13 protein-coding genes are annotated in these 15,383 nt (G+C 72.5%); 12 read left to right on the forward strand and 1 reads right to left on the reverse strand.

The window, feature by feature from the left end; genetic code table 11:
- Positions 1-108: 108 nt before the first annotated feature.
- The gene (locus FB454_RS28735) at positions 109-1,344 is read right to left on the reverse strand and encodes an SUKH-3 domain-containing protein (RefSeq protein ID WP_145823859.1); all 1,236 of its coding nucleotides are present in this window, start codon (positions 1,342-1,344) and stop codon (positions 109-111) included.
- 78 nt (positions 1,345-1,422) lie between these two features.
- On the opposite strand from FB454_RS28735, the gene FB454_RS28740 reads away from it, so the two are divergent.
- The 12 genes from FB454_RS28740 (at position 1,423) to efeU (ending at position 15,370) form a co-directional block, all read left to right on the forward strand.
- On the forward strand, positions 1,423-1,836 hold the full coding sequence (locus FB454_RS28740) for a YbaB/EbfC family nucleoid-associated protein (protein WP_013284189.1): 414 nt from the start codon (positions 1,423-1,425) through the stop codon (positions 1,834-1,836).
- 3 nt (positions 1,837-1,839) lie between these two features.
- Positions 1,840-2,196 (forward strand): hypothetical protein, encoded by a 357-nt coding sequence (locus tag FB454_RS28745; protein ID WP_145823860.1) that lies wholly within the window; start codon positions 1,840-1,842, stop codon positions 2,194-2,196.
- Positions 2,197-2,220: 24 nt separating this feature from the next.
- Entirely contained in the window at positions 2,221-6,420 is a 4,200-nt protein-coding gene (locus tag FB454_RS28750) for a toxin glutamine deamidase domain-containing protein (RefSeq protein ID WP_486485477.1), read from the forward strand.
- Positions 6,421-6,424: 4 nt separating this feature from the next.
- On the forward strand, positions 6,425-6,859 hold the full coding sequence (locus FB454_RS28755) for a hypothetical protein (protein ID WP_145823862.1): 435 nt from the start codon (positions 6,425-6,427) through the stop codon (positions 6,857-6,859).
- A 17-nt stretch (positions 6,860-6,876) separates the two neighbouring features.
- Positions 6,877-7,596, forward strand: coding sequence for a deoxyribonuclease V (nfi, locus tag FB454_RS28760; protein ID WP_030271151.1), 720 nt, complete (start codon positions 6,877-6,879; stop codon positions 7,594-7,596).
- 105 nt (positions 7,597-7,701) lie between these two features.
- Complete coding sequence (locus FB454_RS28765) at positions 7,702-8,649, forward strand: hypothetical protein (RefSeq protein WP_145823863.1); 948 nt, start codon at positions 7,702-7,704, stop codon at positions 8,647-8,649.
- Between the two features lie 199 nt (positions 8,650-8,848).
- Entirely contained in the window at positions 8,849-9,055 is a 207-nt protein-coding gene (locus tag FB454_RS28770; RefSeq protein ID WP_013284195.1) for a Trm112 family protein, read from the forward strand.
- Positions 9,052-10,248, forward strand: a complete 1,197-nt coding sequence (locus FB454_RS28775) for an SIS domain-containing protein (protein WP_030271147.1) — start codon at positions 9,052-9,054, stop codon at positions 10,246-10,248. The genes FB454_RS28770 and FB454_RS28775 overlap by 4 nt, the downstream gene beginning before the upstream one ends.
- A 28-nt stretch (positions 10,249-10,276) precedes the next feature.
- Positions 10,277-11,299, forward strand: coding sequence for a cation diffusion facilitator family transporter (locus FB454_RS28780; protein WP_030271146.1), 1,023 nt, complete (start codon positions 10,277-10,279; stop codon positions 11,297-11,299).
- 3 nt (positions 11,300-11,302) lie between these two features.
- A complete protein-coding gene (manA, locus tag FB454_RS28785) occupies positions 11,303-12,463 on the forward strand; it encodes a mannose-6-phosphate isomerase, class I (protein WP_091330152.1) in 1,161 nt (386 codons plus the stop codon).
- A gap of 288 nt (positions 12,464-12,751) precedes the next feature.
- On the forward strand, positions 12,752-14,251 hold the full coding sequence (gene ahcY, locus FB454_RS28790) for an adenosylhomocysteinase (RefSeq protein WP_013474110.1): 1,500 nt from the start codon (positions 12,752-12,754) through the stop codon (positions 14,249-14,251).
- Between the two features lie 189 nt (positions 14,252-14,440).
- Positions 14,441-15,370: an iron uptake transporter permease EfeU gene (efeU, locus tag FB454_RS28795; protein ID WP_030271144.1), complete on the forward strand. Its 930-nt coding sequence runs from the start codon at positions 14,441-14,443 to the stop codon at positions 15,368-15,370.
- Positions 15,371-15,383: the final 13 nt, after the last annotated feature.

Below are 15,383 nucleotides of genomic sequence, written 5' to 3' on the forward strand. Positions count from 1 at the left end.
CGCTGCCTCAAGCGCTACATCGTCCGCGAGATCCACACCGCCCTCCTCGCCGACTTCACCACCCTCAACACCGCTTGACTTCTATAGGAGCATCCGCTCGCCCGCCGCTCACCAGGTGCCGTCGTCGCGGACCCGGGCGGGGGCGCGGCCGAGCAGCAGGGTGGCGAGGGCGGCGTCGATGTCGGCGCCGAGGAACCACTCGCCGGCCTGGTCGAGGGCGAAGATCCGGCCGTGCTCGTCGACCGCGAGGATGCTCTCCTGACGCTCGCTGCCGAGCGGGAAGAGACGGGCGCCCAGGACGGCGGCAAAGTCGGCGAGGGAGTCGGCGGTGTGTGCCACCTTCCGCGGTCGTACCTCGAAGCGCGAGATCCAGACCGCTTCACCGCGGCCCTGGCGTGCGGTGACCAGCCCGGGAAAGGCGGTGAGCGTCGCCAGCGCGGCCGGGAAGGTGGCGTGGGTGTGCTGTGCGCCCCGGACCTCGCTGACCTTGCGGACCGAGGTGGCGGCGGACACCTCGTCGCCGAAGTGCGGCCGCCAGCCGGCGATCACGAGCGCGTTCGCCACCTCGGCGGGAAACCGGTCGGGCTCGGGAGGCGTCTGGGGCTCGGACTGCCACTCCTCGGCGAGGGCCAGCTCCGGCCAGGGCAGCACGTTGACGTGCACGAGGAACCTGATGCATGACTCGCAGCGCAACTCGGCCGGGCCGCCCGCGGGGTCGCCGGGTTCGCGGACGCGGAAGCTCTCGATCCGGCTGCTGCCGAGCAGGTCGCGCGCGTCCTCGATGGACAGCGGCGGCAGACCTTCGGCGGCGCGACGGTGGTCGTGCTCGTAGAGCGCGTCGGAGACGACGATCATCTCGGCGTGCCGTTCCCCGCCGCGTACCAGATGCCCCGCGGGTAGCTCGTCCAGATAGGACTGCACCAGCGGATGGTGGCGTACCTCGATCTCGCCCTTCGCGCCCTGCGCGACGTGCTGCCGGCCGTCGAGAGTGAGGTGCGCCGCCGCGCCGGGCGTGGGCAGGTGGGTCAGCTCACGCAGCAGTTGGGCGGCCGGATCGACGGTACGCGGCGGGCGCGGTTCGGCCGGACGCCGCTGCCGGTACATCCGCTCGACCGCCGCGGCCGGCACCCGCGGCCACGTGGACACCTCGCCGGTCTCCTTGTCGATCACAGTGGTCGGCAGGTCGCCGGGGAGCGCCCGGGCCTCGGTGGACACGACGGAACTCACCACGTAGCCCAGGTCGAACTCCTCGACCTCCGGCGTGCAGGGAAAACCGAGGCGGTCGGAGTCCCGCCGGGCCCACACCGAGGCGATCTGCTCGGCCTGCTGTCGCTCGATCACCACCTGAAATTACCGGACCCCACGGATTTCGTGGCACCCGGTATGGTCGGCCCTACCCACGGTGACGGAAGGGGAGCGACGGTGGCCGAGAGTGCGGACCGGGATGCGAACCGTGCACTGCGCGCGCGATTCGATGAGGTGTACGGCCAATACCAGCGCTTGCGGTCCGGTCTGGACGATCTCCAGACCAAGCTGGCCGAGTTGCGGGTCACCGAACGCTCCGACGACGGTCAGGTGACCGCCGTCGTCGGCGCGCGAGGCGAGCTGATCAGCGTCGAGGTGAGCCCGGCGGCATTCCAGGACCGGGACGCCCGTGCGTTGAGCCGGAAGATCACCGAGACCGTGCTGCGCGCCTCCACCGCGGCGAGCGCCGCCACCCGCGAACTGGTCTCCGGATACCTGCCGCCGGGCTCCCCTTCGGTCGAATTCCTGCGTACCCATGACTTCGGCGCGCTGCTCGGCCGGGCCGACTCCGTGCTGGCCCGCGGCGAGTGACAGGTGGCCGGGGGAGAGATCTGGCTGGACCCGGACCGGGCCCGGCGCGGCGGGGCTGACCTGGCGCTGTCGGGGCGGGCGGTGAGCGCGGCCCGGCGGGAGACGGGCGAGCCGATCGCCGCCGCGAGCGCGCAGCGGCCCTGGGGCCGCGACGACATCGGCGCCGCGTTCGACAAGCACTACCAGGGCTACGCCGAGACGCTGCTGCGCGCGTGGGAGCTTCTCGGCCGGTCGCTGGAGGTGCTCGGGTCGGACGTCGTCCGCTCGGTCGCGGCCACCGTGGAGACGGACCTGAGCAACGCCCGTGACCTCGGGAAGATCCCGCAGCAAGGGCACAACCCCCATCGGCCCCGGCGCTGACCACCGGAGGACCCGCGCGTGAGCATGCTGCCCAGCCCGATCCCGCACCCGCTCGACTTCTGCCCGTGGGACCTGCCCGGCTGGATCTACGAGGCGCTCGACTGGGTGGTCGGCGTCGAATGGCCGGAGGGCGACGAGCGCGCCGTCTGGGACCTGGCCGACCAGTGGTACGGCGTAGCAGGCGTCCTTACCCGTCCGCGCGACGACGCGATCACCGCTGCCGGCGAGGTCAAGAGCGGGTACGGGGGAGTCGGCCTGGTCGCCGGCGCGTTCGACACGGCGTGGCACAAGCTCGCCGAAGGCCAGGACGCTCCACTGCACGTCCTGGTCGCGGCCACAGACGAGCTGGCACGTCTGGTCGACTCCTGCGGCTGCGACATCGAGGGCGCGAAGCTGGAAGCCTGGATCGAGCTGGGCATCCTGGTTGTCGAGTTGCTGTCCCTGGCGGTCGCCACAGTGCTCACCCTGGGCGCCGCCTCACCGGCGGCGGCCGCTGCGATCACCGCCACGCGGGTCGTGGTGCAGCAGATCTTCAAGCGGCTGGTGGCTCAACTCGCCCGCAAGGCGGTCAAGCAGGGCCTCAAGGAGGCGGGCGAACGTGCTGCCAAGGAGGTGGCCAGGTCCGGTGCCCGCACGCTGGCTCGACGGGCCGCGATCGGCGGTCTGCTGGAGGCCGGTCAGGAGGCGGGCACCAGCCTCGGCACGCAGGCGTACCAGAACTCCACCGGCCGGCGGGACGGCCTCGACCTGACCGACGTGAGCACGTCGGCTCTCGGCGGATTCGCCGGCGGCGCGGTCGCGCCGCTGGCCGGGCTGGGCCGGCACGCCAACGGGCGGTTCGCGGAGATCGGTGAGCGGTTCGGGCGGGAGATGGCCGGGGAGACGCTCGCCGAGACCGCTGCGGGTCTGGCGACCGGCCAAGGGCCGTCGCTGGAGGATCTGGCGCGCGCGGCTGCCTCCGGCGCTACCGGGTCCGCCACCAACCAGGCCGACTCGGCACTGCAACGCCGCCTCGACGGGCAGCTGAGCGGGTTGACGGTGTCCCCGGTCGGCTTGGACGTGCCGGTCGCCGCCGATCCCGTCGGGTTGATCCCGGCCCAGCGGGTCGCCGAGCCGGTCGTCCAGGGCGGCGACACGATCGCCGGTGCCGTTCCCGTGACACCCACGCACGTCACGCCCCAAGCCGCCGGTCCGCACCCCCTCGCCGTGGACCTGCCCCTCCCGGCGCCGGATCCCACGACGACGCCGCCGCACAATCATGTCGTCCCGCACGACGTGGCACGTCCGACGGTCACCACGAGCCCTACGTTGTCCTCGGTGATCACGGAAGCGCCCGTCGCCACGCCCCCGTCGACCGCGCCCGGAGTCCACAGCGGCGCGGTTCCGGTGGCGACGCCGATCGACAACGCCCCGCCACCGTCGACCCCCGTGCAGGCGGGAGCGGCACCTGCCACGCTCTCCCCGTCCACCACTGACCATCCGAGTGTGGCGGCGCCGCCGTTGTCGGACCGGGCCGGCCCCGGCCTCGGACCTTCGGCGCCGGTGTCCACGCCGTCACCGCAACCGCATGCGGCACCGTTCCCAGGCCTGCCCGGCCCGGATCCGCGCCCGATTCCGAACCCCCGCTTCCCCCTGCTGGAGTCTTTGGCGCCGCCCCGGCCGTCCGCGGACTCCCCAGGCCCCGACCCGAGTCGGCTCGACCCGCCGCCTCCCGACCTGCGAACGATCCGGGAGCGCGCCGCACGGCTGGTCGCCGACAGGGAGTCGTTCGACAGACGCCGCTACCGCGGTCACCTGCAGTCCCAGCGGACCTGGTTCGAGGACCGTCGACGTGAGACCCGAGCCGACTGGCTGCATGAGCGCGCCACGTACCACGAGGAACGGGCCAGCGACTGGGCCGCGCAGGCCATGGAGCTGCGCCGCGCCGGCCGGACCTTGGCGGCCGAACGATGGCACCGGGAGTCGCACGAGGCCGCTCTGGAGGCGGCCGATCTGCGCGAGGAGGCGCGGCACGTCCTGGCCGGCAGGCTCGTTCCGCAGGAGGTGATGGTCGAGAACGACCTCGACTTCTACCGCATCAACGACCACGTGGCGGACCTGGCCGTCGGCGCGGTGGAGACGGCCGACCACTCCGCGCTCACCGGTCACGGCCACCCCGAGCCGATCGACAGGTCCCGGCCGTACGGCCGCCGGGGAGGACTCCGGCCTCCGCTCGCGCTGCACCAGACTGACCTCGAACGGCAGATGCCCCGCAACCCCGACGGCAGCGTGACGCGTACCGCCGATCCCCGGCGCGGTGGCTGGTTCCGCCTCGCGAACGACGGCGGACCGGCGGCCGACGCCACCCGGGGGATCAACTGCCTCGACTGCACGCTGTCGCTGTTCGAGACCTGGGTCCACGGACGGCCGCGCGTCGCGGCGCCGCGTACGTTCGACGGCTACCTGCACGGCGACGTGAACCGGCCGGTGGGCGGCGAGGCGGACGGACCGCTGCGGGTCGAGCAGACGACCGGCGGCCGGTTCCAGAACCTCTGCCGGCCGGATCGGCCCGGGATCACCGGCCGGGACCGGCAGTTGCTGGTGGACGGCGGTTACCGGGACCTGTACGCGCAGCTCGCGTCGGGCGGTCACGGCAGTTACGCGTTCCTCATCACCAGTTTCGAGGGCGGCGGATCGCACGCGTGGGTGGCGTTGAACCAGAACGGCACGATCCTCTTCCTCGACCCGCAGACGGGCGAGGTGGCGGACCGGCCGATCTACCACCACAGCGGCCGTCCGGCCCGCAGCAACGTGGTCGGCGTCGACGCTCTGGTGCTCGGCCCCGACGGTCGGCCGATGCCGCTCGCCGGCCGGCCGCCCGGCACCTACAACGTCCTGCCCGAGCCGCTACCCCGTCCGGCGCCGCCACGGCCGCCGGCCCCGCCGCCGATCGCAGACGGCCACGTCCCGGACTTCAACCACGTCCACCTGCTCGGCGAGTCCACCACCATCCACCGCCGGGGCGACGGACCGCTGCCGGGGAGCGCGCCGCCCGTCGAGCCGGAACCCGACCGGGTACGCGAGGAACACCGGCAGGCGCACGCCGACCGGATCGCCGCCGGGCTCTACGTACGTGACACGCTGGCGGAGAGCGGGAACCTCGACGCCGCCTTCGCCGCCGGGGTGACGCCCGTCGAACTGGCGCAGCACGCCGACGTGCCGACGTTGCGGCGGCTCGTACCCGGGCTCGACGAGAGCGGTGCGGCCGACCTCACCCGGTTGTTCGCCGACCCGCGTGTGCAGCGGATGCTCGACCAGAGCTGGGAGGCGCCGCCGCGACGGGAGGAGTTGCTGGCCGAGACGCTGGTGCGGCAACTCGCGGAGCGGCCCGACCTGGTCCGGATGATCCTGGCGACGCCGGAACTCGCCAACTCGCTGACCGCGCGGCCGCTGACCCTGCATCACCTGGCCAGCCACCAGCAGGCAATCGACGTGTTGCAGGACGTGCTGGCGGATATCGAGCGAGACGGACCCGAATCGCAGATATCGGCGAGCGAGCTGAACCCGCCTCCCACCCCGCTCACCGCTGACCAGCGCAGGCTGACGCGGGATCTGGCTTCCCGGCGCCAGCCGACCGGACAGGACGGCTTCGACAGGAGCAGGAAGCGAGACTCGGTCTATGTCGCCGCGTACATCAACGAACTGCGTGCCGATGCGGCGGTAGCGCAGGCGGAACTGAAAACGATCGCCACCGCTCTGGCGGGCGAGAGGGGAAAACCCGGCTGGCGTAACGAGCCCAAGAGTGATGACCGGGTGAGGGACAAACTGGTCGAGTACGGAAATGACGCCTCTCGCCTCAAGGACTTGGCTGCCGCGAAGGCCGAGTTCTCCACGCTCAATGACATCTATGACGCCTTGGGCGGCCTCGTCGATGATCCCGAGTTGACGATTCTGGACGTCAAGGATCGTTTCGTTGCTCCGAGCGGTAGTGGCTACCGCGACATCCTGCTCAATCTGCGCCTTTCGAACGGGCATGTAGGGGAGCTGCGCCTGCATCTCAAAGCCCTGGAAGATGTCGCCGAATGGGAGCATGCGCTGTATGAGGTCCGGCGCGACCTCGACGCCCTGGCAGAGTTGGACGGCCGTTCGCTGACGACGATGGAGACAGCGATCCGGGATGGTCTGCTACGGCGCGCGCAGAGCATCTACTGGGACGCGGTACAGCAGACTTTGGGAGAGGCGTGAAGCAGTGACGCACCCGACCGGCCTCGTGTTACCCAAGTTCTTCCTCTACTACGACTCGCCTGTGAAGTTGGTGAGGACGGAGGACGGCGGCATGGCGGGCTGGCGGCTGTCACTCGACACCGGCCGGTGGCAGGCGGCGAACAATCTCGTGGACAGGGTGCTGTTCGGTAAGGACGACGAGATATTCGAGATCAGCCCCGAGGAGTTCGTCTGGTATGTCGAGCAGGAGCGGGGCCTGAGTTTGCGCGGTGAAGGACCGATCTTCGCTCTCTACGAAACCGTCCGGGCGATCCAGGACACCGTGCGGGAGGAGCGCCGGTACCCGACGCCGCAGGAGCAGGCGCTGATCCGGGGAGTCCGGCGGCGGACCTTCGTGATGTTCGAGGAGCAGCTCCAGCAGGCCGGTGACCCGGCCGCCGACCCCACCATCGCCTCCTGACAACGGCCCGGAACGCCATGCCCTCCACCGACGGCCCGCCCGTGCCCTACCTGCCGCCCGCCGACGTGGCGGAGGCGCGACGCGTACAGGAGGAGTTGCGGTCCCGGGTGGACCTGGTCGGGCCCGGTCCTGCCGCGCCCGCGACGGTGGCCGGGCTGGACGTGGCGTTCGCGCAGGACCGTGACCTGCTCGCAGCGGCCGTCACGGTCCTCGACGCGGCCACCCTCGACGTGGTGGACGAGGCGGTGTGCGTGGGGCGGCCCGCCTTCCCGTACGTGCCGGGACTGTTCGCGTTCCGCGAGATGCCGGCATTGCTCGCCGCGCTGGACCGGCTCACCACCCGTCCGGAGCTGTTGGTCTGTGACGGCCACGGGCTGGCGCACCCGCGCCGGTTCGGGCTGGCCTGTCATCTGGGCCTGGTGACCGGGCTGCCCACGATCGGGGTGGGCAAGACGCCGCTCGTCGGCTCGTGGACGGGCCCCGGTCCCGAGCGTGGTGACAGCGCCGACCTGTGTGACGAGGGCGAGGTGGTCGGGCGGGTGCTGCGGACTCAGGACGGTGTCCGGCCGGTCTTCGTGAGCGTCGGGCACCGGATGGGGTTGGACGACGCGGTGGAGCGGGTACTGGCACTGACGCCCCGGTACCGGCTGCCGGAGACCACCCGTACGGCCGACCGGCTGTGCCGGCGGGCGCTCGCCGATGCAGGCGCGTCGGGCGGTGACCTGGGCGGGCGGTGATCGCGTGGCGCTGCACACATGTGGCGTGCTCGATGCGCGGGTGCCTGGAGGGGCCGGTAGTAACCTGACCGGCGGATCCGGTCCGGACGCAACGGTGAGGTGGAGATGTCGGCAGGGCGGCACGCGGCGCGGTGGGCCATGGTCGGCGCGCTGCTGGGTGGCCTGATCGCCGTCCCGGCGTCACCGGCGTCGGCCCGGGACGACCGGGTGGGACTGCGCTCGGCGAAGAGCTTCACCGCCGGTGGTCCGCCCGGGACGGTGGCGGTCGAGGTGCGCAAGCGCACGGACGGCTGCGTGCAGTTGCGTACCGCGGTCGGGCTCCGGCTGGAGGGCCTGCGGGCGGACCAGGTCCGGGTGCAGGTGGCGTCCGGCGGCCGATGGGTGCCGGTGCAGGTCTCCGGGGACGGCGGCGCCGTCGCCACCGCCGCGGTCGCGCCGGTCGACCGGCCGCTGTGCAAGGGCAAGGGCGTCACCGTGCGTTACCGGGTGTCCTTCCTGGCCGGGGCCGTCGGCGGCCGGCTGGAGCTGGCCGGTGAGGCGAGCGCCGCGAACGGCGACGTGCTCGGCCGCGCCGGCGGGTCGGCCCGGCTGGTGGGCGCGCCGACGCCGAGTCCCAGCCCGTCCCGTAAGCCCTCGCCGACGCCCAGCGCGAGCGAGACCACGCCGGCCGAGGCGACCGACACGTCGCCGGTGGCCGCCGCCGTCGCCCCGGCCACCGCCGCGGCCGACGACTCGTCGTTCGGAGGTTCCATGATCATGTGGTTCGGTATCGGGCTGGTGCTCGTCGGCGCCGCCCTCATCGTCCTGCTGCTGCGCCGCAACCGCGCCGAGCGCAGCGGTGGCGGCGTGGACGCCGGCCTCCCGCCGGTCCCGCTGCCGCGCAGCACCACCACCTACCGCTCCGGCACGCCCGGACCGGCCCCCACGGTGTACGGGGGCGCGACGCCGCCCCGCCCGGCCGGCAACGTGTACGGCGCGCCCGCGCCCGCTCCGACGCCGCCGGCCCCGCCTGCCGGGGACGCGACGAGCGTCTTGCCCCGCTTGCCGGACTGAGCCGGAACCCGACCCGGTCCCGGGGTTACCGTGACTGTGGGTGGTCATGCCGTGACCCGGCAGCCGCCGCCTGCCCGGCCGGAGGACGGAACACCGGGGCCGAACGGGGCCCGGTGCCGGGGCCGCTCGGCCGATAAGATCGCGTGCGCCGATCGGCACCGCCGACCGGTGAGACCGCATACGTGGAAGGAGCCGCGCCGTGGCCCTGGACCCGCAGTTGCTCGACATCCTCGCCTGCCCGGACACGCACCACGCCCCGCTCGACTACGACGCGCAGGCGCAGACGCTCACCTGCACCGAGTGCGGTCGCATCTTCGAGGTCCGGGACGACGTCCCGGTGCTCCTGCTGGACGAGGCGCGCGGTGGACCCGCCGCCGACGACGCGCGGGGCGGGTCGTCGCGGTGATGGAGGGTACGGCCGGGGTCAGCGGCCACCGGCACGCCGACGAGGCCCTGCTGGACGACGCGGCGCAGCTCTCCGAGCGGGATCCGGGCGGCATGCTCCGGTTCACCGCGTCCGCGGGCGCCCAGGTGCGCGAGTCGGCGGCGCTGGCCGCCGAGGCGAACCTGTCGGTGCTCGCCGACGACGGGCGACCCCGCGCGGTGGTCATCGCCGGCATCGGCACCGCCGGGCGTACCGGTGACGTGCTGGCCACCGTCGCCGGGCCGCGCTGCCCGGTGCCGGTCATCCCGCACCGCAGCGCCGGCGTGCCGGGCTGGGTGGGCGCGGCGGACGTGGTCATCGCGGTGAGCGCGTCGGGCCGCAGCCCGGAGGCGCTGGGCGCGGCCGAGGCGGCGCACCGGCGCGGTGCCCGGCTGGTCGCGGTCGGCGCGCCCGACTCGCAGCTCCAGTCGGTGGCCGAGCGGGCCCGCGCGCCGTTCATCCCGGTGCCCCGGCGCGCGCCGGCCCGGGCCAGCCTCTGGGCGCTCACCGTGCCGGTTCTGCTGGCCGCCCGTACCCTCGGGCTCGTGAAGGTCAACGAGGCGGATCTGGCCGAGACGGCGGCCCGGCTGGACGCCGACGCCGATCGATGCCGGCCGACCGCCGAGTCCTTCGTCAACCCGGCGAAGTCGCTGGCGCTCGGCCTGTCCGGTTCGATCCCGATCGTGTGGGGTTCGTCCCCGCTGGCCACCGTGGCCGCCCGGCGGTTCGGTGACACGTTGTCCGCGAACGCCCGCTACCCGGTGGTCGCCGGTGCGCTGGGCGAGGCGGGCCGGGGCCGCGTCGGCCTGCTCGACGGCGTGTTCGGCGGTCTGGCCGAGGGCGAGCGGGACATCTTCGCCGACCCGGGCGACGACGAGCCCGACGGCACCCGGCTACGGCTGGTGCTGCTGCGCGACGGCGGGCTCAACGCCGACGACGACACCGACGAGCCGCTGGCGGTCGAGGAGCGCCGCGCGGACGCGGTGCAGACGCTCGCCGAGCGGCGCGGGGTGCGCTGCGACGTGGTGACCGCCGAGGGCGGCTCCGCGCTGGAGCGGCTCGCGTCGCTGGTGGCGGTCCCCGACTTCGCCTCGATCTACCTGGCCCTGGCGCACGGGCTGGACCCGATGGCGGTACCGGCAATCACGGAGATGAAGGAGCTGGCAAACCAGTGAGCACACGGGGCATCGAGCGAGGCGGGGAATGAGCGCAAACGGGGGCACGAAGGCGATCGTCGCCGCCCTGGCGGCGAACCTCGGCATCGCCGTCACCAAGTTCATCGCGTTCGCCCTCACCGGCTCGTCGTCGATGCTGGCCGAGTCGATCCACTCGGTGGCCGACTCGGGTAACCAGGGCCTGCTGCTGCTCGGCGGCCGGCGGGCCAAGCGGCAGGCCACGCCGCAGCACCCGTTCGGGTACGGCCGGGAGCGCTACATCTACGCCTTCATCGTGGCGATCGTGCTGTTCAGCATCGGTGGCCTGTTCGCGCTCTACGAGGCGTACCACAAGGCGTCCGACCCGCACGCGATCACGGAGTGGCAGTGGGTGCCGGTGGTGGTGCTGGTCGCGGCGATCGTGATGGAGGGCTTCTCCTTCCGTACCGCGATCAAGGAGTCGAACCTGGTCCGGGGCAAGCAGTCCTGGGTCCGGTTCATCCGTCGCGCCAAGGCGCCGGAGCTGCCGGTGGTGCTGCTGGAGGACTTCGGCGCCCTGGTCGGTCTGGTCTTCGCGTTGTTCGGCGTCGGCATGACGCTGATCACCGGAGACGGCATGTGGGACGCCGCGGGCACCGCGATGATCGGTGTGCTGCTGGTGATCATCGCGATCACGCTGGCGATCGAGACCAAGAGCCTGCTGCTCGGCGAGGGTGCCGAGCAGAGCGAGCTGGACAAGATCGAGCAGGCTGTGACCAGCGGTCCCGAGGTCGAGCGGATCATCCACATGAAGACGCTCTACCTCGGCCCCGAGGAGCTGATGGTGGCCGCGAAGATCGCGGTGCCGGCCTGGGAGACCGCCCAGGACCTGGCGCGTGACATCAACGCGGTCGAGGCACGGATCCGCCGCGAGGTGCCCACCGCCCGGGTGATCTACCTGGAGCCGGACATCTACTCGCCCGCCGCCGAGCGGGCCGGCACCGGGCAGGCGGCGGACACCGCCGTCCCGGAGGCCGTGACCAGTGGTGGGGCGCAGCCGGCCGACGAGGTGGCCGGGCGGCCCGGGAGCTGACCGATGGAGTTGTTGCAGGGCCGGATCCGTGACTACGCCTGGGGCTCGCGCACCGCGATCGCCGAGTTGCAGGGGCGGCCGGTGCCGAGCAACGGGCCGGAGGCGGAGCTGTGGCTGGGCGCCCACCCGGGCGCCCCGGCCACTGTGCAGCGCGACGGCCGACCGGTCAGCCTCACCGAACTGCTGGTGGCCGAGCCGGGCCACTGGCTGGGTGAGCGGCTGGTCGGCCGGTTCGGCACCCGGCTGCCGTTCCTGCTGAAGGTGCTGGCCGCCGACGCGCCGCTGAGCCTCCAGGCGCATCCGGACGCCGAGCAGGCCCGCGCCGGGCACGCCGCCGACGTGGGGCGGGTCAACTACGTCGACCCGTACCACAAGCCGGAGTTGCTGGTGGCGCTCTCGGAGTTCGACGCGCTGTGCGGCTTCCGCGATCCGGGGGAGTCGGCGGCGGCGATCGCCGCGTTCGGCGTACCCGCGCTGGAGCCTGTGGTGGCGGCGTTGCGCGACGGGCCGGCGGGGCTGCGGGAGGCGGTACGCCTGCTGTTGAGCTGGCCCCGGGCGGAGCGGGCGGGGCTGGTGGCGGCCGTGCTGGCGGCGGCGGAGGCCGGGCCGGCCTCGGCGGACGCCGAGCTGGTCCGCACGCTCGCGTCGGGCTATCCGGCCGACCCGGGCGTGGTGGTGGCGTTGCTGCTGCACCACGTCCGGCTGGCCCCCGGCGAGGGCATCTGGATGCCGGCCGGGAACCTGCACGCCTACCTGCGCGGCACCGGCGTCGAGATCATGGCGGCCAGTGACAACGTGCTGCGCGGCGGGCTGACCCCGAAGCGGGTCGACGTGGACGAGCTGCTGCGGGTGCTCCGGTTCGAGGTGCTGACCCAGCCGGTGCTGCGGCCGGAGCAGGTGGAGCCGGGGGTGCTGACCTGGCCGGTGCCGGTGGAGGACTTCGCGCTGCACCGGGTCGAGGTGGCTGCCGGGTCGCCGGGGGTGCGGCTGACGCTGCCCGGACCGCGTGTGGTGCTCTGCCGGGCCGGGAAGCTGACCGTTGACGACGGCGTGGGCGTGGTGACGCTGGACGCGGGTCAGGCAGCGATCGGTACGGCGGCCGGTGGCCCGCTGACGGTGGGCGGGACGGGCGAGGCGTTCGTCGCCACTTGCGGCATGCACTGATCTGCGCAAGTCCGACTTTCCCGAAATGGCTTGACGGTCACGCTGCGTGGTGTGACTCTATGGGTACGCAGCGTTGTCGCGACGAAGGTCCGGTGACGTGCGGGGGAACCAAACCGGGGGGATGCGCGGGGCGGCCGGGCCGTGGGTGGAAAGTCCGCTCACGACCGACCGCCCCGTGCGCTGTCCGCCGACCGGCCGATTGCGCGGTCGGCCAACCGGGCACGGGTCGAGTGGCCCGCGAGCGTAAGGTGGAAGGCTGCGCACCACCATCGTTCGACAGGAGCTTCCATGACCAGCACCCTCCCGGCGGCCTCCAGCGGCGCGTCGTCGCAGGCCCGGCCGAGCACCCTCGCCGAGGGCGACTACAAGGTGGCGGATCTGTCGCTCGCCGCGTTCGGGCGCAAGGAGATCCGGCTCGCCGAGCACGAGATGCCCGGCCTGATGGCGATCCGGCGTGAGTTCGCCGAGGCCCAGCCGCTGGCCGGCGCCCGCATCACCGGTTCGCTGCACATGACCGTTCAGACCGCCGTCCTGATCGAGACCCTTGTCGCGCTCGGCGCGCAGGTCCGCTGGGCGTCCTGCAACATCTTCTCCACCCAGGACCACGCCGCCGCGGCGATCGTGGTCGGCCCCGAGGGCACCCCGGAGGCCCCGGCCGGCGTGCCGGTCTACGCCTGGAAGGGCGAGACGCTGCCGGAGTACTGGTGGTGCACCGAGCAGGTGCTGGCGTGGCCCGACGGGCAGGGCCCGAACATGATCCTGGACGACGGCGGCGACGCCACCCTGCTCGTCCACAAGGGCGCCGAGTTCGAGAAGGCCGGCGTCGTGCCGCCGGTCGAGTCCGCCGACTCCGAGGAGTACGCGGTCATCCTCGAACTGCTGCACCGCTCGCTGGCCGAGGACGGCCAGCGCTGGACCCGGATCGCCGCCGGCATCAAGGGCGTCACCGAGGAGACCACCACCGGTGTGCACCGGCTCTACGAGATGCACCGCGCCGGCACGCTGCTCTTCCCGGCCATCAACGTCAACGACTCGGTGACCAAGAGCAAGTTCGACAACAAGTACGGCTGCCGCCACTCGCTCATCGACGGCATCAACCGCGCCACCGACGTGCTGATCGGCGGCAAGATGGCTGTCGTCATGGGCTACGGCGACGTGGGCAAGGGCTGCGCCGAGTCGCTGCGCGGCCAGGGCGCCCGGGTCGTGGTGACCGAGGTCGACCCGATCTGCGCGCTCCAGGCGGCGATGGACGGCTACCAGGTCGCCACGCTCGACGACGTGGTGGAGCAGGCCGACATCTTCATCACCGCGACCGGCTGCTTCGACGTCATCACCAACGAGCACATGGCCCGGATGAAGCACCAGGCCATCGTGGGCAACATCGGCCACTTCGACAACGAGATCGACATGGCCGGCCTGGCCAAGCGCAGCGACGTGACCCGGGAGAACATCAAGCCGCAGGTCGACGTGTGGCGCTTCGACGACGGCCACGCCATCATCGTGCTCTCCGAGGGCCGCCTGCTGAACCTGGGCAACGCCACCGGCCACCCGAGCTTCGTGATGTCGAACTCGTTCGCCAACCAGACGATCGCCCAGATCGAGCTGTTCACCAAGACCGAGGAATACCCGATCGGCGTCTACGTGCTGCCCAAGCACCTGGACGAGAAGGTCGCCCGGCTGCACCTGGACGCGCTCGGCGCGAAACTGACCACGCTGACCAAGGAGCAGGCCGCCTACCTGGGCGTCTCCCCGGAGGGCCCGTTCAAGTCGGACCACTACCGCTACTGAGTCCCACGCTCGGAGAAGGGACCGGGGTCGGCCGCCGTGCGGCCGCCCCGGTCCTTTTTCGCGTACGGGGGGAGTCCGGCGGATGTCGAACCAGGTGACGTTACCCGGATCGGCTTGACGTTTGCTGTGAACAGGAGCAAGGTATGGCTGCCCTAAGTTAACTGAGGCAAGCCTGACTACGGAGTATCCATGTTCGCCACGTACCTGATCGGCCTGCGCGAGGGCCTGGAAGCGACCCTCGTGGTCAGCATCCTCGTCGCCTTCCTGGTCAAGTCGCAGCGCCGGGACCGGCTGCCGCAGGTGTGGGCCGGCGTCGGCCTGGCCCTGGCGCTCTCCGTCGGCTTCGGCTCCCTGATCCAGTACACCTCCACCTCGCTGCTGCGCACCTCCGAGTCGCGCGAGCTGTTCGAGGCGGTCACCTCGGTCGCCGCCGTGGTCTTCGTGACCTGGATGATCTTCTGGATGCGCCGGGCCGCCCGCACCATCGCCGGTGAGCTGCGCGGCAAGCTCACCGACGCGCTCGCCGTCGGCTCCCTGGCGGTCGCCGGCATGGCGTTCCTCGCGGTGATCCGCGAGGGTCTGGAGACCGCGCTGATCTTCTATGCCGCGGCCGAGAGCGCCGCCGGCGGAACCGGGCCCGGCTCGCTGCTCGCCCTGGCCGGCGGCATCGCCACCGCCGTCGTGATCGGCTTCCTGCTCTACCGCAGCGCGGTACGGATCAACCTGAGCCGGTTCTTCACCTGGACCGGCGCGCTGCTCATCCTGGTCGCGGCCGGCATCCTCAAGTACGGCGTGCACGACTTCCAGGAGGCCGGCGTGCTGCCCGGCCTGAACGACCTGGCCTTCGACATCTCGGGCACGCTCGACCCGGGCTCCTGGTACGGCGCGCTGCTCGCCGGCATGTTCAACGTCACCGCCGCGCCGACGGTGCTGGAACTGGTCGCCTGGGTCGCGTACGCGGTGCCGGTGCTCGTCCTCTTCCTGCGCAAGCCGGCCAAGCCCGCGAAGCCGGTGCAGTCCGCCGAGCCGGTGCAGTCCGACGAGCCGGCCGCCGACACGTCCGCCGAGACGTCCGCCGCGCCGGCCGACGCCGCCGCCGTTCCGTCCCCCCGCTCCTGACCCGCCCGTTTCC

Source organism: Micromonospora sp. CNZ297 (assembly GCF_007827625.1).

Excerpts from the sequence above, each read along its gene's own strand:
- FB454_RS28750 (WP_486485477.1), top strand. The coding sequence starts at position 2,221 with ATGCTGCCCAGCCCGATCCCGCACCCGCTCGACTTCTGCCCGTGGGAC.
- nfi (WP_030271151.1), top strand. The coding sequence starts at position 6,877 with ATGCCCTCCACCGACGGCCCGCCCGTGCCCTACCTGCCGCCCGCCGAC.
- FB454_RS28765 (WP_145823863.1), top strand. The coding sequence starts at position 7,702 with ATGTCGGCAGGGCGGCACGCGGCGCGGTGGGCCATGGTCGGCGCGCTG.
- FB454_RS28780 (WP_030271146.1), top strand. The coding sequence starts at position 10,277 with ATGAGCGCAAACGGGGGCACGAAGGCGATCGTCGCCGCCCTGGCGGCG.
- manA (WP_091330152.1), top strand. The coding sequence starts at position 11,303 with ATGGAGTTGTTGCAGGGCCGGATCCGTGACTACGCCTGGGGCTCGCGC.
- ahcY (WP_013474110.1), top strand. The coding sequence starts at position 12,752 with ATGACCAGCACCCTCCCGGCGGCCTCCAGCGGCGCGTCGTCGCAGGCC.
- efeU (WP_030271144.1), top strand. The coding sequence starts at position 14,441 with ATGTTCGCCACGTACCTGATCGGCCTGCGCGAGGGCCTGGAAGCGACC.